The sequence below is a fragment of the Niveibacterium sp. genome (assembly GCF_041909475.1).
Taxonomy (GTDB): domain Bacteria; phylum Pseudomonadota; class Gammaproteobacteria; order Burkholderiales; family Rhodocyclaceae; genus Niveibacterium.
In genome coordinates this window covers 13,516-31,248 of sequence record NZ_JAYRDJ010000009.1, presented here as the reverse complement: position 1 = coordinate 31,248, position 17,733 = coordinate 13,516, and the positions used below count along the sequence as shown (strand labels likewise).

Sequence of the window (17,733 nt, the reverse complement as noted above, 5' to 3'; positions counted from 1 at the left end):
TAGAGCGGCTCCGCGCCGGAACCTCACGCCAATGAGTGCCCGCAGCTGACGTTTCCGCGCTCTGAGTGCACGACCAATTGAATGTCGGCTAAGGCCGAGGAGCTTCCTCAGGCCAGCAGACAGCTTTGTATTGCGGAGCTGCCGGAAAGCCCAAGCGCGCAACTCGGCCGAAGCTGACGGTGATTGCTGTTGGCCGGACCGACCGCTTGCTCCGCGAATGGGGCCTCTCGGTGACTACGAATCCGGAACCACACCGATGCGGCTGACCGACACGCTTGTGGGTAGCAGCCGCCTCTGGCGTCTGTCAAGTCTCAAGCACGTCCCTCGTCACGCAACGCACGAAGTTCTACGCTTCGCCTCGGCGTTTCCCGGATGAACTCGAGCATCCGATCTACGGCTACCGAGGCGTTGGCGTTTCTGATCACTTCGACTGCAACGAGTTCAGCTACAGGCTCGCCGCGAACCGTAATGGTGAAGCGATTGCCCGCCACGACGGCATCTAACATCGTCTGGAACGACATCACAGCTTCAGCTGCTTCGATTTTGACGTTCACGGCTGTACCTCATGCCCGCGATTGGTACGGACAGCCTAATCTCCGACCAGCTGTGGGTCAAAGGAGACTCGTCCAAGGGCGAAAACGGCAAGTGGTCGCCGTTAGCAATGCAGTCAGGCCCGTCATCCAAGCGGTTGCTTCCACTCTGAAAGCTGCCAGACGACCTACGGACGCACTTCGGCCTTAGCGGACATTCATGCGATCGTGCTCCGTGAGCACGCGAACGTCGGCCTTGAAATCTCAGGGGCTACGGATCCGACCCATCGGCGACATACTTCGACCGAATCTCGCCGCCGCAAAGCTGCCGGTCGATCGAACACAGCCACCTGAAGGAGGCCCTACAGCGGAGGGCATACGCCGGCGGGCAGCCCTCAAGGCGATTGAGGCGTGAAGCACGGCTTGAGACCGTGCGGGCTCACCGCTTCGGGAGCCCATCGTACATACCACCGGCCGGCAGTCCTCTGCGGGGCGGACGGCACCCCGCTCCGCTACGAGCGCCACCGCCCCGAGCAGACCGCGCCGTACCGCCTGGTCCATCCCATTGATTCACACCGCCAGCTTCATCACCCACACCGAGGCCAGCTCCGGCGCCGAGCTGCCTCGATTCATCAAGGACGAGCGACGCCTTCCTCGAGTGCGGCATGGCTTCCTAAGGCTGCGTGCGGCAAGTACGGTCACGACAAGCTGCTGGCCTGAAGCTGCAAGCGCCGCACGAAGGGCAGAACCTGCGGCGGCCTAAACAGCCAGCGGATCTGCAGGCAGATGAGCCGCGTCGCAAGAGATGGCCCACGCGCAGCGACGGCGCGCTCGATAGGCATGCGCCAGCTCATGCCGCGCCCACGCTGCTAGCGAGCGCTCTTGCGCTCGATCTCGGCGACGACGCCGGATCTCAGGGTGATGATGGTCGGCGTCTGAGGATCGCGCGAGCGAGGAAAGTAGGTCCAGGTCTTCTCCTCGGGCTGGCCCTTGGTGTTGGCGATGAGGGCCTCATGATCGGGCTTGTCGATGCGAAAGAGAACTTCCCCTTTGGGCATGCCCTTGCGGATGAAACCGCGTTCACGGGCATCCTGGGCCACTGCCATGGAGCATGCGAGGACGGCTAGCAGGGGGAGCGCGAGCACTCGCGAGATCGACATGGATTGATGCCTCATAGGTTCCTAGATTTCGGTCGCACAATGGTGAACGCTTGGCATGCCTGCGCGTTGACCGGACGCGAGGCCGCAACCCGATGTGCTCTCCCGTCAGTGGTTGGAGCGGCCCAGGTAGGCCCTGATCGCAAGAATGTGTCCGCTTTCGTCGAAGTCGACGACATCGATCACGAAGAGTTCGATTTCGCCGTCGACCAGGATCCGCAGTTCTCCAGCGACCGTGTCGACGGATTCCTGGGTGGACAGTGTGTCGATCTCGATCGAACGCGCCGCCTCGAAGTTCTTCGCGGTCTCCGCGAGCGCGGCATGCTTTCCTCTCACGGAGATCTTCCAGTCCCTGAGATGGACGCCGTCGGTGAACATATCGCCGATGGCAGCGAGATCCTTCCGTTCGTATGCGGCGAGGTAGGTTCTGAAGCGATCAAGGTTCTTCATTTCCGGACTCACATCGGACGGAACAGGTGCGAGGAGGCGAGGGTGTTTTCAGCGGCCCGCACATGCCCCTGAGCGTGATCCAGCGGTGCCCGGGCTCGCCACTCTCTGCCTCGAGCGGGAGGAACTGGGCGCCCACGCAGTGAATGACCAGCGCGATCCGGGGATCGCCGAGCGCAGCGACTGCCTAATCGATCATCGCTGCCGGATCCTTCTGGCCCCAGGGATGCATCGACACCTTGTCAATCCGGGCCATGGGCGCCGTCGATTCGCCGACGCTGCGGTACCGATGGTCAGCGCTTGCTGGCCGCGCGCGAGCAGTAAGCGTGCACACGAACCGGCTCTGGGTTGCCCCGGTTGCCGCCAGGAAGATCGCCGTCCGTGGCGGCCACGATACGCCAACGATGGCTGGATCCGCAACTGGCGGCAGCCCTCCGCGTTCGCTTCCTCGGGAGTCCGCATCCCAACACTCACTGTCGTTGAAGCCATTCCAGACTTTCCCGCCATGCCGGCCTTCCCGCTTCCCGGAAGAAGCCGAAATGCCCGAGTGCCCTGGCGCCGGCGTCTGCCGGCGCCAGGGACGCGATCTCGACCTGCGCGACGACGAAGAAACCCATGAGCGCCTCGACCGCAGCACGCGGCGCCATCCAGTCGTCGGTCACCACGCAGGCGCGGATGCGCCCGCGGTAGCGCGCGAAATGCTTGCGCAATGGGCAACCTTCGCGATCGACCAAGTAGTCCGGATGCCGGCACCAGCGTGCCCACTCGCGAGCGACGCCCGCTGGCAGGTCTTCGCCGAATCGGATTCGGCGCGACGGGAAATACGAGAGCATCCAAACCAATCCAGGCATCAGCACGTGCCACAAGAGTGCCAGATACCAGCGCGGCGGGCCGCTCCAGTGCTTCCAGTAGCCGCTCTGTGCGCTTACCGCAAACATCGCATCGACCAGTGCGTTGTTGTCCGCCAGTCCGAACAACTGGCCGCCAACGCTGTGCCCAACCGCGAGCAGACGCTTGCCGGGATATAGCCGGGCAGCTGCATCGATCAAGCTGGCGACGTCAACTTCACCCCACTGACGCATGTCGCAGACCTCCGCGTGGATGCTTCCTTCGGCCGAACCGCCGATGCCGCGATAGTCGTAAGTCAGTACCGCGAAACCATTCTCGGCGAGGAAGCGCGCATAGCGGTCATAGAAGCCGCGCTTGACGCCAGTCGCGCCGTTGACGATCACGACCCGGTCGACGTCGCACGCCGCCGCATAGCGCGTGGCCGCGAGCGAGCGGCCATCGCGTGCAACGATGCGCAATTCCTCGGCCGTGACGGGCGATGCGGCCATCGTCATACCAACACGTCCACGGCGGATTCCTCAGCCTTTGTTGGCGGATACCCGCGAGACGCCACCTGGTCAGTCAGTTCCACGTGGATTGGTTGTGACTGGCGTAAGGTCATCACTGATTGCCAGAAAACGCGGCTCCACCTCTCGAGTTGAAGCGCATCCAGCAATGCGACGCTGCGTATCATCCCCTGCACTGTCGCGCTCACCGACGAACCAGCAAGTGGCCCCGAAGATGATGCCAGTGCGACCGAGCTATATGCGTGGCAGCGCCGCTGATGCCAGCCGGCGTGTCGGTTTACTGCTTTCATTGTCGCTTGCTTTCGAAGGACGCCCCCGCCAGGCACTTTCTCAATTCATCGCGGGCCTTCAGTCCGTCGTGCCACTCGATGCTGGCTATGGATCTGCCCTGGTAGCTCACGTCAAAGCTCCACTGGTCTTCCATACCCTTCATCAGCGCGTCGATGTTCGGCACGGCAAACGCCAGCAGGGGCGGTGCCTTTGGCCGGGTCTCCATGTAGATGGCATTCAGGGTCACAGGCTTGGTGTTGCCCTGCGTCAAGGTGACCAGTACCGGCTTTCCGCTCGGAAGCTTCGGCAATGCTTCGGCGCTGTCGCTACCCAGCAGGGAGAATGCAAGCAGTGCGCCCCGATAATTTCCGCCCGGGCCAAACAGCGTGACAACGACCCCTGCCTTCATCTCGTCGATCTTGCCCGCCTCCACCACATGCTTGGCTCGCAGGAATGACGCGGCGCAGTACTCGCCCGGCAGGGCGTTCGATTTGGCCTGCATGAATTCCCACCAGCCGGCAATGATCGCCTCTCGATACCGGATCGCTTCTTCCTTGTTCGAGTCGAGGCGGTCGTTGGCGTTGATCTCCTTGTTGTGGGTTTCCATGACGGACGCCAGCACATCGAAGGATTCGGCCTGCACTTCGGCCTTCGCGTAGCAAGACAGGGTTGCGGCGACGAACCCCGCAGCCACAATCGTGATTCTCCTCATTGCTGTCGAGTCCTCTGAATTCGGTTGACGAAGGTATTTCAAGAAGGGGCAGAGCCGATACGGCCCACTATGTCCGAGCGACCGATCCGTCGTCACAACCTCGCGCGGCTCAGCACGTCGTCGCACATCAGTTTGTGGCGCCCCAGTCCGGCACCCTGGTAGTCGGCTCTGACGAGTACGTCGTCCACCCGCCAGTCACCTTTGGCGTCTTGTCGAACCCGGAATTCGGCGAAGCACTCGGCATAGCCGCCGACTTCACCACCGACCACACCCTGCGCGCCGTAGACCGTGACACCTGCCTTTTCCCAGTACTGCGTGTAACGCAAGAACCGCGCACCTGCGACCTGATTGAATCCCGGATTGCCCATGATCTGGACGACCTTCTCCTCCGGTTGACCGCGGAAGACTGCTGCCAGCTTGGCCTCGTACTTGTTCATCTTCGAGCCGTCCGGATGCTTGTCCGCGTTCTTGGCCGCCTCCAGATCCGCCTTCATTTCCCCGTCGGTCTTCTTGAGACTCTTGAGCAAGCCGGTCCGGATTGACGCGGCGCCGGCCTCCAGTTCCTGCTGCTTACTTCGGAGCCTTTCAAGCGCAGCCTGCTTGTCGGCATCCGAAGCCGGCGTCGCCCACTTTCCACTGGGGTCGGGACGCTGGCCGGACAGCACCTTGTTCCACCAGAAGTTCTCCCACGCGAACTCGAGTACTTCCGAAGGCAGGCTTTCGCCGATGACAGCCAAGTCCGCCGGCAGCCCTAGCTTCGCGATGCGCTTTCCGAAACCATCGAAATCGAAATCCTTGCCCTTGATGGCCGCGTGCAGAGCCTGATGGAACTCGATGTCGTTGCAGGCGATGGCGCCGGCCTTGGAGAGCATCGGTGCACTGGACATTCTCCAGGCGCTTTCGGCCACCGGCTCGGTCTGCAGGTCGGATCGCCTCAGCTTGTAGCTCCCAGGGCCGATGCGGAAGCTGACCGTATTGCCTGCCCGGGCAGAATTCTTGTTCTCGGAGAGCTTGGACGTGGTCCTGTCCAGCGTGTAGCCGCTCGGGCACTGGAACTGGAGCTTCATGTGGACGAACTCAGGCTTGCTTGCATGCTCGTAGACCGCCGTGACGGGAATCTCGCGAATTTCCACGCCCCCGCCCAGCTGATCGGGCGGTGTCTTGTTCAGCAAGTACCGGACGTCGGCGAAGTACGCCACACGGTCATCGACCTCACCTTCGTAATGCACGACCGCACCGAAGGCGAATGCCTTTGCTGTCAAGGTCATTGCCGCCATCACCGAAACTGCGAGGAGAAGATTTCTTTTCATTCTCTGTATGCAACAGGTGGGGGCACCCGATGATGACGTCCCCGGGGCGGAGATCATCGAAGCAAAGGGTTGCGCGCGGGCTCGCCCTTCTTCGAGCAAACGGCCTCGGAGACCGCGCGCCCGAGCAGGCCGATGGAGCCGCCGACGAAGCACTTGAAATCCTGACCTGCCATGGTTCGGACGCTGCAGGGGGTGGTCAGTTCGATATTTATCCTTTATGTCTTCCAGGATGTCTTGCTGTGCTTCGCGTGCGTTCATTTCTTAGCTCCTATTCTTCATCGAGCGTTCGAGGTGAGGTGCAATCGGCAGTACGCCTCTACCGAGGATTTGGAATCAGGCCCTTTGGCCGTACTGAGGAATTGTTTTTCAAGAACGAAGTGGGCTGCCGTTGCGTTGCATAGCTGTGCTTTTCGATGACCGACGGATGGGCTACCGAATTGGTGGCCAAGTGTTGCCAGCACAGAGAGCGAGGACCCGCCAGGCACGGACAGTTGTGCGGATCAGGCGAGGAGTACCGTTCAGAAGGTTTCGACATGTGCGTCACAGCGAGCTGCGTTATCACGACAGGAGTCCTAGCTCCTTGGCCCTTACCAACAGGTGGGTGCGGTTGCGCGCGCCGGTGATGCTGAAAAGAGCAGTGACGTGTAGCTTTACGGTCCGTTCCGCTATGCCCAATTCGCACGCAATCTGTTTGTTTTGCCGCCCACGGGCGATCAACCGCAGCACTTCGACTTGGCGCGGAGTCGGCGGCTGCCATTCCTCAACTTGTCTGGCCGGCGGGTGATAGGCAAAGCGAGAGTGGCCACGGCAAACAGACTCTAGGGCGCGCGTAAGTTCCAACGGAGAACTGGTTGTCTGGAGAACAGCCTGCGCACCAGCTGCTTGTGCCTGTGCAATCAGCGTCGGGTCCTCGCTCGCGGCCATCAATACCGGGGCCGCGTTTGGGCACTTGAACGCCACGCATCGCAGGCCGTACATACTTGGCATGACCGCCAATCGTTCGTGCAGTAATACTGTATTCAGGCCCGACCATCGCGAAGCTAGTTCTATTCCATCATCAAGCGTCTGCGCAGTGCGTATTTCTATGAACTCACTATGGCCCTTGAGCGCATGTACGACCCCGAGGCTAAACAGAGGCTGGTCATCGATGAGGAGAACATTAATGGGCGCCGGGTCTTGGCGATCAAGCGACATCGCGTGCTGTCCGCGCAATGAGCATTTCATATCGATGGCCGATTGCGGGCAGCGCTGGAGGCCCGTGCAGACGCGATGCTTGAGGAAGGGCTCCGGTGCCGTCGTCGACACGAGTGCTGACGGTGAAGTCACCCCGCCCGGCGCCGAGCGCGAAGGCGGTGCGCTCGACGATGGCATCGTCGCTCACCGCGATCGAGGCACAGCCGGTCGTGGAGGCGGCGCCGACGGCTAGCATGACGGTCAGCAGGAGCGAGTTGATGTTGCGGTTCATGCGTGGTTCCTTGGTTTCAGGCATGGCAAGGCCAGAAGACTTCGCCCGATGCGCTTGGCTTCAAGGCGTCGCGACGTAGCGTCGCGCGCGCGCCACCGTGCCCGAGGTGCCGCCCGATGTCGTGTAGGCGCTCCAGCCGGCAAGCGCCTGGCCGCTGGCGTTCATCCCGAGGCCGGCGTGGAAGTTCCAGGTCTTGTCGTTCGCCGAGACGTCGCTGGCGATGGTGTCCAGCGTCCAGGCGGCACCGCTCGACATGCGCTGCACGTGGATCGCCGCACCGGCCGTGGCGCTCTGGCGCCAGCCGACCATTGCCGTGCCCGCGTCGTTGACGGCCACGGCGGGCAGGCCGGTGATCTCGCCCGCCGGCACGCCGCCGTTTATCGTTGCGACAGTGCCGAAGCTGCCTCCGGCCGGCGCCACGGCGGCCTGCAGTGTGCCGCTCTCGCCCATTCCCCAGGCGATTAGCGCAGTACCGCCGGGCGCCATCGCCAGCACCGGATTGGCGACAGTGGAGCGCACCGTCTGGCGCACGCCGATCAGTGCCGGCGTCATGGTCCACGCCGAGCCATCGAAGCGCAGCGTCTGCACGCCGTGCCAGATGCCGGTCATGTCGACGTCGAGCTGCCCCCACGCGAGCAGTGCGCGGCCCTGCCCGTCGGCGGCGATGGCTGGGCGCGAGCGCGTCGGCCCGCCCGCCGGCGTGGCGATGCGCCGCTCGGCCGCGCCCCAGCCGGACGCCGGCGTGAAGCGCGCGCTCCACAGGCCGTTGATCGTGGCGTTGTGCAACGCCGCCTTCCAGGCCACCAGCACCTGGCCGTTGTCCGACATAGCCAGCGCGGGATTCGTGTCGACGCCGCCCACCGTGTCGTTCGACTCGAGCAACTGCGCCGTGCCCCACCCCGTGCCGCGCACAAAGCGATTCGCCCAGATGCTCCAGCGCGGCGTCATCTGCGTCCAGGCCACCATCGCGTTGCCAGAGGCGTCGATGCCCGCGCTCGGCGTGCCCGCCATGCCGTCGAGCGTCTCGAGGCTGGTGGCGGTGCCCCACCCGGCTGACGGGTCGAAGTCACGCGCCCATACGTTGACCGTGCCGTTCACTGTGTGCAGCCAGGTGAATACGGCGCGGCCGGTCGCGCGGTGCATCGCCAGCTGGGCTTCGCCGGCACCCGCACCGGCGTTGCCGGCCTGGGTTTCCAGCAGCTCCGGTGCCGACCACTGGCCGTTGGCCGCGGTGTAACGGCTGGACCAGAGACTGTTGTTGGTGGCGGAGGCGGAGTCCAGCTGGGCCCATACCGCCAGGCCATTGCCCTGGTCGTCCATCACCACATGGGGCGACGAGGCGCCGAGCGCCGACAGGCCGGCCGCCGGCTGCCAGCCCGCAACGCCGCTCACGCAGCTCACCGTCACGTTGCTGACCGCGGCCTGCATGGTACCGCTGCCGTTGGCCACCGTGCAGGTCTGCCCGCTCGGCTGCGTCGCGATGGCGACGCTGTAGCTCGCGCCCTGCGGTACCTGCTGGCTGAACTGGAAACTGCCGTTGGCCGCCAGCGTGAGGTCGTTCGCGCCGTTGTTGCGCAGCACGATGCTCGCGCCCGAGGCCAGGCCGGCGAGCATGCCGCCCAGTGTGAAGCGCGGCGTCTGGCTGCTCGCGACGAAGGTGGCGCTGACGCTGCGCGCCGCACTCATTGTCAGCGTGCAGGTCGCGGCGCTGCCGCTGCAGGCGCCTGCCCACGCCTGCAGCACGAAGCCGGCCGCCGGTACGGCGGTCAGCGTCACGGCGGTGTTCTCGGCAAGCTGCGCGCTGCAGCTGTTGGAGCAGTCCAGCGGGCCGGTGGGTGAGGTCACGCGGCCGCTGCCGTTGACGGTCACCGCCAGGGTGTGGTTCGTCGGCGTGCTGCCGGCGTCGTCGCTGCCGCCGCAGGCGGCCAAGCCGAGGGCGGTCAGAGCCAGCAGCCCCGATCCTCGACGGGAGATGTTCATTCGTAGCAATGACATAGATAGGCCTCCAGATGACAAAAACGGGGCGGCCACCGAGGGTGGCGGCCGCTCTCCTCAAAGCGACATGCGCGGCAGCCACATCCCCATTGCGGCCGCGAAGGTTCCAATACACGTTGCCAGCGTGACGATGCCGATCACCGCTGTGACACCCAGGTGCGCCGCAGGTCCGCCCCGATCCTTCGCAGTCAAGTACAGCTGCAGCAGTGACAGCGGCAGGACGACATAGACGCCGAACGCCAGAAGGGTGAGGAAGGGGCCCTGGAAGGTAGCGGCATCGAAGCCGACTGGCCGCTGGTGAACAGCCAGCCAGGCCATCAGGCCGACGCGGAAGAACCAGACGCCGCTGGCCACCACGAACAAGCGGAGAGCCCAGCGCCGATGGTCGCCGAACCGGCGCAATCGCGCGGCGCGCCACGCCATGGCTGCGCAGCCCAGAATGAACAGCGCGTTGATGCTGATGGCCAGGTGCTGCGCGAGGTCCCCTACGACACCGCCGCGAACCCAGACCAGCCACAGACCACCAACAGCAAGCGCGGCCGCGAAGCCGATGTACAAGCGGCCATTCCACCGATGAAGCGCCGGCACGTGCCCGCGGACGGCCGGGATCAGCTGCAACATGCCGCTCAGTACCCAAGCGACTGCCAGCAGCAGGTGCAGTCCCAACATCGCGTTGCCCAGGGGCTCCGTTGAATCAAAACCTCTCGGCAGCACCTTGCTCCATCGCTCGTACTCCCCGGCGATTGCGGCACCGCCGTAGAAGTTCGCCACATACGCGGCGAAGACCACCTGGCCTGCCAGCGTGACGATCAGCCAGACCGTGGCGCTGCCTGACAGCGCCACACGGAGAAAGGTCTTCCAGCGATCGCGGCCAAGGGTCGGCGACGAGTGCCGGCCGGTGACAGCGACGGTTGCTTCGCGGCTCGACATGGACCGTTCCTCTGCGGCGGCAACTGGTTCAACGGCTCAGCAATGGGTTCCGGGGCGTTTCGCCCTCCTTGGTACACACGGCCTCCGATACCGCCCGCCCGAGCAGACCGATCGATCCGCCGACGAAGCAGCGGTAGTTCTTGCCCGCCTTGGTACGCACCTGGTAGCGTGTGGCGGCCCCGTCGTCCATACGATTACTGATCGTGAAGTCGCCCTTGGCGAGTCCAAGTGCAAAGGCAGTCCGATCCACGATCGCCTCGTCGCTCACGGCGATGGAGGCGCAGCCACCGGCGAGCAGCGACGACGACAAAATGGCAAGCAACAGCGATGTTTTCATGGTGTCTCCTGGCGAATGAGAAAGAAGGCGTTTGCCCTGACCCACCGGCTGGGCCATCGAGGACGCCGGAGCTACTCGGCGCTGTCTTGAGCGGGGGTTCTAAGATTCGGCTGCTCGGATCGCGACCGTTTCAGCACGGAAATGTCTTGCCGCGATGCCGCGTGCGCGCCGCGGCGGCTTCACGCGAAGTTCTTCCCAGGGCCCGGGCCGTCGGTGCGCCAGGCCTCCCCCGGATGCAGGAAGTAGCGGATCCAGACGTAGCGCCAAGGCATGATCAGGTAGACCACCGCGATCCCGATGCACTCGCCAAAGAGCACTTGCAGTTCGGGCGTCATCCGGTGCGCCAGCCAAGCCGGCAGGATGATCAGCAGGATCGCCACCGTCTTCCACAGCGTCTCGAGCAACATCAGGGGCAACATCTGCAGTGGGTATCTCAACCCCAGAATGCTCAACAGAGCCAGCGCCGCCAGCATCGACTTGGCAATGACACGTGGTGCCGGCCAGGGACCGGTCTCGAAGAGGACCTGCTGCCAGACGAAAATGCCCATCACGCCAGCCATCAGCAGGTATTCCAAGCGCAGCATGTGGATGCGCCACATCGCGACGGAGGGAAACTCAGGTGCTCGGGTGCTTTGCATGGCCGTCCTGCAGACAGTGATTGGGTCGTGAAGGCGATCGACAGACGTGCCGATGGCGTGGTCACGCACTGTGGACGGCCCGCCGGTCGGCGCCCAGCGGAGCCCGATGAGAGACGGGGATCGGCGCCCGAGCGACGACGGGCGCGGACGAACAGCGATGGTGCTGTATCTTGCCGGCGTCGCGGCCCGTCGGACGCTTCATCGCCTCCATGCGTCGCTCGGCTGCCCCGTCCCGCATCCCGTCGGAGGTCGCTGATGGCGGGGCACTCGGCTGCGGCACATTTCGGTCTCGAACCAGCGCCCCCCGATTGGCAACACTACGAACCGTGACATCCGCCGTCGAACTCGATCAGCTTCGCCATCGCGGCAGCAACCACCTGGTCTCCTGGCCGCGGATCAGGCTGTGGCTGGTCGTGACCGTGCTTTGGGCGCTAATCCGTGCGCTCACCTCCGAGACCACCGGTCTGGTGGAATGGCTGCTCCGTTGCAGTCTGGCAGCCGGCTTGGGTGTTCTGACCTACGGTGTGCTGGATCAATGGCCGCGACATCTGCCTCGCTGGGCACCGCGCTGGATCCTGCAACTGCTGGCCGTGCTGTTCGTCATGCCGCCGGCGGTCTACCTCGGCTATGCCGCCACCCTCGGCACACTCGATGTGCTGTCGTTCGGAACCACCTACCGCAACGGGTTGCTGATTACGTCCTTTATGGGCATTCTGGTCGGCCCCTGGATCGCGCTGGGTGCTCAGCTGCACCGCAGCGAAGCCTTCGCGCGGGAGCAGGCCCTTGCCTTCCAGCTGAGAAGCAGCGAACTGGAACGCCAGGCGCTGGACGCACGGCTGCGACTTCTGCGCTCGCAGGTCGAACCGCACTTCCTGTTCAACACGCTCGCCAACATCCGTACGCTGGTGCGCCGCTCGGGCAGCGTGGACGCAACTGAAATGCTCGATCACCTCATCGCCTACCTGCGTGCGGCGGTGCCGAAGCTGGACGTCGACCATGCGACGTTTGAGAATGAGCAGCAGATCGTCTGCGCCTACCTTGAGCTGATGCGGATGCGCATGCCGGACCGACTTGGCTACACGGTGCACCTCGATCCCGAAGCGTTGCTGCTGCACTGTCCGCCCATGGCCTTGCTCACGCTCGTGGAGAACGCCATCAAGCACGGCATCGATCCCAGCGAAACCGGCGGTAGCGTTGATGTGCTTGTGACGGTCCGCGGTCAGCGAGTGCAGGTGCGTGTAGCCGACACCGGTGTCGGTCTGCAGACGCGACGCGGCGAGTCGGCCGGCACGGGCCTGGCGAACCTGCGCGAGCGCCTGGCACTGGCCTTCGGTGACGATGCCCAGGTTCGGCTCGGCAGTGCACGCACCGGTGGCACGGTGGCCGAAGCCGAGTTCCCGGCGCGCTGTGGAGACTCGTCATGACGCCCACCGCCCTCATTGCGGACGACGAACCTCGACTGCGCGAAGAGCTCGCCGACCTGCTGGCGTGCGCCTGGCCCGGGCTGCGCGTCGTGGCGCTGGTCCGCAACGGCCGGGAGGCGGTAGAGCGGTTCGAGAGTCTGCAGCCCACCGTCTGCTTCCTGGACGTGCAGATGCCAGGCATGAGCGGCGTCGAGGCGGCACATCATATCGGCCGACGCGCGCACTTGGTCTTCGTGACTGCCTTCGAGCATTACGCCGTCCAGGCCTTTGAACGGGGCGCCCTGGATTACCTGGTCAAGCCGGTGCAGCCGCTGCGCCTAGCCGACACCGTCAGCCGACTGAGGGAGCGCATCGACGCCGTCGCGCCGGTACACCACACCGAGGAGTTGCTGCGCCAGCTTGCGCATCAGCTGCAGCGCAGCGGCCGGCCGCCAGGGCTCCGATGGCTGCGGGCACAAGTCGGTGCGGCGCTACGGCTGATTCCAGTGGACCGCATCGACTATCTGCGCGCCGACAGCAAGTACACCGTCGTGGCGTGGCGCAACGACGAAGGTGCCGTCAGCGAAGCCGTGGTGAGCGTGCCCCTCAAGGATCTGCTTGCCCAACTGGATCCCGGCCAGTTCGTTCAGGTGCACCGCTCGGCAATCGTCAACCTCGGGTCGATCAGCCATGTCGTGCGCGGCGCGAACGAGACGGCGGACATCCACCTGAAGGGTCGCTCCGAGGTGCTGCGCGCCAGTCGGAACTTCACTTATCACTTCAAGCAGATGCAGTGACCCGTCTTGGCGTTCAAAACTGGGGCGACCATGCCCAGGGGCTTCCCGCGTTTCGCGCGCTTCCTTTGTGTACGTGCTTGTGCGCCGACTGAATTTCGAGCCTTCGACTGCGACTACCTCGGTCCTGCGCGAACTCGTTGCCCAGATCGCCGCGAGGTCTTGGCGTGGGCGTTGATTGATGCGCTCTGATGCCGCGGAACCAGTTCCATGCTTCCGAATAGCTGTCTTTGGTCACTGACTCCTTCTGGCCGATTGCCGATGAGCGCCCCGACGCTCGTTAGCTGACGTTCGCGAGCGGTTCCCCTTGGTGCTCACCGGCCGCTTCGGCCGAGTAGTGTGAATTGCCCATCCGCCGGGCTTGAAAGCACAGCGGCCATTCGGATTGCGGCTTTGCGCCAAGGGTGACAAGCCGCCCCTGGCCGCGGGCTGACCCACCGCTTAGGTCATGACCAACGATCCGGTCGGAGATCACCGGCACGGCTGGCCAGCTCCGCCGGAATCCGTAGGCAGAACCGATGCGTCGTGGCAACGGCACAAGCAGGCGCGGCGACGACATACTTGCAATCCACACCCGCAGCGAGTGCGTGCGACGCACTGCTCTCACGCGCTCTTCCATCGTCGCGGGAGGCAACGTTGAAAGCCATACTGCTGTTCCATAGATGAAGAGCCGGCGCGACAGTAGCCATCACTATCTCTGTCGCCTGCGTATGCAGTCAGGCTGCCACACAAAGCCGCTCGAGCGTCTCTCGGTCTAGGGAATACCAAGCGCGATTTGTAGAGCGCCCGTAATTTGCGAGCGAGGGGTTTTACCGTCTAGAGTGGTCGGGAGACTAGCAATTGGACAAAGGACAAGGACCTTGTCGCTCGGTGACGAAGACCTGCTCTGGGTATCGAAACTATTGGACGGCGCGGACGTCAAGCGGCGCCGCGTGCCGCCTTCGTCGGTCAGTCTGACCGGCAAGGTTGCCTCGACCAAGAACACGCGCTCGCAGCACGCCGAGTCGCTGTTGGAGGCAGATTTCCTTCGATTGCTCGAAAGCGATCACCGCGTCGAACGGTTTGCGTCCCAAGCTGTTTGCATTCCGTGGGTCCTGCCATCGGGCCGGCGTTCGCACTACACGCCTGACGTGATCGTCAAATACACCGATGCCGAGCTCGCCAAGAATCCTTGGCGACGACACACCGTGTTTGAAGTAAAGCCGGCTGGCGTGATTCAGGCGCAGTGGAAGGAGCTCAAACCGAAGTGGATCGCCGCGCGTCGTTGGTGTCGCAGCTTTGGGCTTGCGTTCCGTGTGGTCACTGAGGCGCGGATTCGCGGCCCAGAACTCGCAAACATCACGTTTCTCAAACGCTTTCGGCTAGAGGACCTGACCGACGACCCGCAATCAATGGCGGCGACCCTGGAACACATGCGCTCGCTGCTAGCGGGCATGCGTCAAGGAACGCCGCGTCGGTTGCTCGAACGATGGGCAAAGGATCCGGATGAACGTAGCCGGATGCTTCCATGGGTGTGGCATTTGATCGGTACCGGCCAGATCCGAACCAATCTCAATGAGCCGCTGACGATGGCGAGTAGTATCTGGATCGAACATGGGCGCACCCGCTGAAGCAACACCGCTGACGGTAGCGGTCTCGCCCGGTGATTATATTAACCATGGCGGTAAGACGTATTTGATAGTACGCCTCGATACTACTGAGGCTGTGATCTGCCGTGATGTCTCGGACGGTAGCGAAGTTCGGATTCCCATCTCGGAAATCGCGGCTGCCGCACCGAAATCGAGCACTGTAAGGGACCTTTCAACGATCCCAGCAGATCACTGGAACAAGGCGGTACGGCGTCGCGATCTGCTCCTTCGTTTCTTTGATGACAATGACCGTTCCGTCGCGGCAGTCGATCGTCTTGCCCTCTCTGAGGGAGTGTCCCGCGCCACCATCTACCGGTGGATCAAGCGATTCGACAATGGCGGTGCGGTCACTGATATGGTGCGCCGGCGCCGCTCCGACAATGGAAAGCCAAGGACGAAGGACAAGAGGCTCGTAGCGCTGATCGAAGAGGTGATCCAAAGCGAGTACCTCAACAAGCAACGGAAGAGCCTTGCCGCCGCTTATCGGGTGCTACAAGAGCGTTGTCGCTTGCTCAGGTTGAAGCCAATCTCACGACCAACATTTGTTCGACGAATCGACGCGATTACGCCGCACGCGCAATCGACGCGACGCGGTAATCGGCATGCCGCTAGTCGGCTTACGCCCATGGGACGGGCGCTGGCTGATGTAACGACGCCGCTCCAGGTCATTCAGATCGACCACACACTGTTGGACCTGGAGCTCGTAGACTCGCGATACCGCGCGCCGATCGGCCGGCCATGGATCACCGTCGCAATTGACGTCTTCAGTCGAGTCGTCGTCGGTTGGTACGTGAGCTTCGACAGCCCAGGCACGCTCGCCACGGGGGTCTGTATTGTTCAAGGCATTCTTCCGAAGCACGAGCTGCTAAAGAACCTTGGTGTCGACTACGCGTGGCCTTGTCAGGGCAAGCCAGCTCGGATTCTCCTGGACAACGCGAAAGAGTTCCGCGGGAACTCTCTTGAACGCGCGTGCCAAGAGCATGGGATCGACCTGCAGTTCCGTCCCGTGAAGACCCCACAGTTCGGTGCGCACATTGAGCGCTTGATGGGGACGCTTGCGACGTGGATCCATGAGCTTCCCGGTACGACGTTCTCCAACGTTCAAGAGCGAAAGGACTACGATTCCGCCGCCAATGCTGTGCTCACGCTCGGCGAGCTCGAAGTGTGGTTGGCCGAGTTGATTCTTGGGCGCTATCACAACACCAAACACGAAGGAATCGGATGTTCGCCGCTGTCTCGGTTTCGAGAAGGCATCGAGGGGAGTGACGACGCGCCAGGGATCGGGGTTCTGCCCGTTGTCGGCGACCCTAAACGGCTGCTTCTCGATTTTCTCCCGAGTATCGAGCGTTCGGTCTCAGCGCAGGGGATCGTGCTGGATGGCATCTTCTATTACTCGGGCGCCTTGACCCGATGGATCGGCGCGCGTGACAAGGACTCGCGGAAGGAGGCGCGCCGGTTCGTATGCAAGCGGGATCCTCGGGACATCAGTCATATCTGGTTCTTTGACCCCGACTTGCAGACCTATCTGGAAGTTCCGTATCGCGATTCGTCCCACCCCGCGATCAGTCTTTGGGAGCTGAAGGCGGCACAGCGTTACCTTAAGGAGCGGGGGGATCGCTCACAAGACGAGGACGCCGTCTTTCGGGCCGCTACGCGCATGCGGTCGATCGTCGTCGACAGCACGGATAAGACGCGCGATGCACGTCGGCAACAGGAACGCGTAAGGCAGCACGAGAAACAACGAAAGAAGGCTGCGAGCTCCCCCAAGCCCAAACGCGTCGCGCGGGTCGCAGTGGAGCTCCCGCAAGCCAATCGGCCGGACGAGGAGGACTACTCGGACGTTACGCCGTTCGACGAAATCGAAGTCTCTCAATCCTCGGAGAAGTAGCGCATGGAACAAGTGCATTCCGACGCGGTAGCTATCGCCCCACTTCCGCGCCTATCTTGGGTCGGCTATCCCGCTGCAAGGAGTGTGCTTGCCCGCCTTGAGGAGCTCATCAATCTTCCAAAGACGCACCGAATGCCGAACATGGTGCTCACCGCGCCGACGAACAACGGGAAGACGTTGCTGCTGCGGCGTTTCGTTGATAGGCACGTAGGGGAACCAGATCCGGATGCCGAGCAGTCGAGCATTCCTATCGTCATGATCGACGTGCCGCCAGAGGCCAGCGAGAGTCGGCTGTACCAGGCATTGCTGGAAAGGCTGCTGTCGCCGGGCCCAAACCGCGAACCCATAGATACCAAACTCCATCGGCTCAAGCACATCTTGGAACGGCTGGGGACGCGGATCCTGATCCTCGATGAATTCTCGAATGCGCTTGCTGGCGGGCCGGTTCATCAGATGAAGTTCCTGAACGCCATTAAGGGTTTAGGTAACGCATTGCAGATTCCGATTGTGGTTGCGGGTGTTCCTCAGATTGGAGCGCTTCTGCGGCGCGATCCGCAGTTGGCCAATCGGTTTGAACCCTACCACCTCCCCTCTTGGGAGGGCGAACCGCGGCAGTATGTGAGTCTACTCAAAACCTTTGAACAAGCCGTCGGCTTCGACGCGTCGCCGCTGTTTTCGCGCGGCCCCTTCGTAAAAGAGTGGCTCCGGCAGACTGACGGGCTGATCGGGGAGACCGCCACGCTCTTTTCTCGGATTGCTGAGCGGGCGGCAGCCCAGGGGCGGCGAGTGATCGTCGAGGAGGATATTGGGAAAGAGGTGCTCGCTGCGGTGCGTTGGACTAGACCGCGCGAACGGGTGGCCGAGGCCTAGGCTC

17 protein-coding genes are annotated in these 17,733 nt (G+C 63.3%); 5 read left to right on the top strand and 12 right to left on the bottom strand.

Features of this window, described 5'->3' with window-relative positions:
• Positions 1-311: 311 nt before the first annotated feature.
• The 12 genes from ACE3P0_RS08295 to ACE3P0_RS08240 form a co-directional block, all read right to left on the bottom strand.
• Positions 312-554, bottom strand: coding sequence for a hypothetical protein (locus tag ACE3P0_RS08295; RefSeq protein ID WP_374401734.1), 243 nt, complete (start codon positions 552-554; stop codon positions 312-314).
• Between the two features lie 845 nt (positions 555-1,399).
• Positions 1,400-1,636, bottom strand: a complete 237-nt coding sequence (locus tag ACE3P0_RS08290; protein WP_374401732.1) for a hypothetical protein — start codon at positions 1,634-1,636, stop codon at positions 1,400-1,402.
• A gap of 159 nt (positions 1,637-1,795) precedes the next feature.
• The gene (locus ACE3P0_RS08285; RefSeq protein WP_374401730.1) at positions 1,796-2,137 is read right to left on the bottom strand and encodes a nuclear transport factor 2 family protein; all 342 of its coding nucleotides are present in this window, start codon (positions 2,135-2,137) and stop codon (positions 1,796-1,798) included.
• Positions 2,138-2,604: 467 nt separating this feature from the next.
• Positions 2,605-3,477: an alpha/beta fold hydrolase gene (locus ACE3P0_RS08280; RefSeq protein ID WP_374401728.1), complete on the bottom strand. Its 873-nt coding sequence runs from the start codon at positions 3,475-3,477 to the stop codon at positions 2,605-2,607.
• A 298-nt stretch (positions 3,478-3,775) separates the two neighbouring features.
• Complete coding sequence (locus ACE3P0_RS08275; protein ID WP_374401726.1) at positions 3,776-4,513, bottom strand: hypothetical protein; 738 nt, start codon at positions 4,511-4,513, stop codon at positions 3,776-3,778.
• Between the two features lie 50 nt (positions 4,514-4,563).
• Positions 4,564-5,781: a hypothetical protein gene (locus ACE3P0_RS08270; RefSeq protein WP_374401724.1), complete on the bottom strand. Its 1,218-nt coding sequence runs from the start codon at positions 5,779-5,781 to the stop codon at positions 4,564-4,566.
• Positions 5,782-6,339: 558 nt separating this feature from the next.
• Positions 6,340-6,975 (bottom strand): response regulator transcription factor, encoded by a 636-nt coding sequence (locus ACE3P0_RS08265; RefSeq protein ID WP_374401722.1) that lies wholly within the window; start codon positions 6,973-6,975, stop codon positions 6,340-6,342.
• Complete coding sequence (locus tag ACE3P0_RS08260; protein ID WP_374401720.1) at positions 6,965-7,246, bottom strand: hypothetical protein; 282 nt, start codon at positions 7,244-7,246, stop codon at positions 6,965-6,967. The genes ACE3P0_RS08265 and ACE3P0_RS08260 overlap by 11 nt, the downstream gene beginning before the upstream one ends.
• 60 nt (positions 7,247-7,306) lie before the next feature.
• Positions 7,307-9,241, bottom strand: a complete 1,935-nt coding sequence (locus ACE3P0_RS08255; RefSeq protein WP_374401718.1) for a hypothetical protein — start codon at positions 9,239-9,241, stop codon at positions 7,307-7,309.
• A 57-nt stretch (positions 9,242-9,298) separates the two neighbouring features.
• Complete coding sequence (locus ACE3P0_RS08250; protein ID WP_374401716.1) at positions 9,299-10,171, bottom strand: DUF2306 domain-containing protein; 873 nt, start codon at positions 10,169-10,171, stop codon at positions 9,299-9,301.
• 28 nt (positions 10,172-10,199) lie between these two features.
• Positions 10,200-10,508 carry a hypothetical protein gene (locus ACE3P0_RS08245; RefSeq protein ID WP_374401714.1) on the bottom strand — a complete coding sequence of 103 codons (309 nt, stop codon included), beginning with the start codon at positions 10,506-10,508 and terminating at the stop codon, positions 10,200-10,202.
• A 179-nt stretch (positions 10,509-10,687) separates the two neighbouring features.
• Positions 10,688-11,146 (bottom strand): hypothetical protein, encoded by a 459-nt coding sequence (locus ACE3P0_RS08240; protein WP_374401712.1) that lies wholly within the window; start codon positions 11,144-11,146, stop codon positions 10,688-10,690.
• Positions 11,147-11,355: 209 nt separating this feature from the next.
• Here ACE3P0_RS08240 and ACE3P0_RS08235 point away from each other — a divergent pair, with 209 nt between their 5' ends.
• The 5 genes from ACE3P0_RS08235 to ACE3P0_RS08215 all read left to right on the top strand — a co-directional run bounded on the left by ACE3P0_RS08235 (position 11,356) and on the right by ACE3P0_RS08215 (position 17,729).
• Positions 11,356-12,570, top strand: coding sequence for a sensor histidine kinase (locus tag ACE3P0_RS08235; protein ID WP_374401711.1), 1,215 nt, complete (start codon positions 11,356-11,358; stop codon positions 12,568-12,570).
• Entirely contained in the window at positions 12,567-13,346 is a 780-nt protein-coding gene (locus tag ACE3P0_RS08230; protein ID WP_374401710.1) for a LytR/AlgR family response regulator transcription factor, read from the top strand. The genes ACE3P0_RS08235 and ACE3P0_RS08230 overlap by 4 nt, the downstream gene beginning before the upstream one ends.
• 857 nt (positions 13,347-14,203) lie before the next feature.
• The gene (locus ACE3P0_RS08225; protein ID WP_374401708.1) at positions 14,204-14,953 is read left to right on the top strand and encodes a TnsA endonuclease N-terminal domain-containing protein; all 750 of its coding nucleotides are present in this window, start codon (positions 14,204-14,206) and stop codon (positions 14,951-14,953) included.
• The gene (locus ACE3P0_RS08220; RefSeq protein ID WP_374401707.1) at positions 14,937-16,859 is read left to right on the top strand and encodes a Mu transposase C-terminal domain-containing protein; all 1,923 of its coding nucleotides are present in this window, start codon (positions 14,937-14,939) and stop codon (positions 16,857-16,859) included. Before ACE3P0_RS08225 ends, ACE3P0_RS08220 begins: the two co-directional genes overlap by 17 nt.
• 3 nt (positions 16,860-16,862) lie before the next feature.
• Positions 16,863-17,729 carry a TniB family NTP-binding protein gene (locus tag ACE3P0_RS08215; protein ID WP_374401705.1) on the top strand — a complete coding sequence of 289 codons (867 nt, stop codon included), beginning with the start codon at positions 16,863-16,865 and terminating at the stop codon, positions 17,727-17,729.
• The last annotated feature ends 4 nt before the right edge of the window (positions 17,730-17,733 follow it).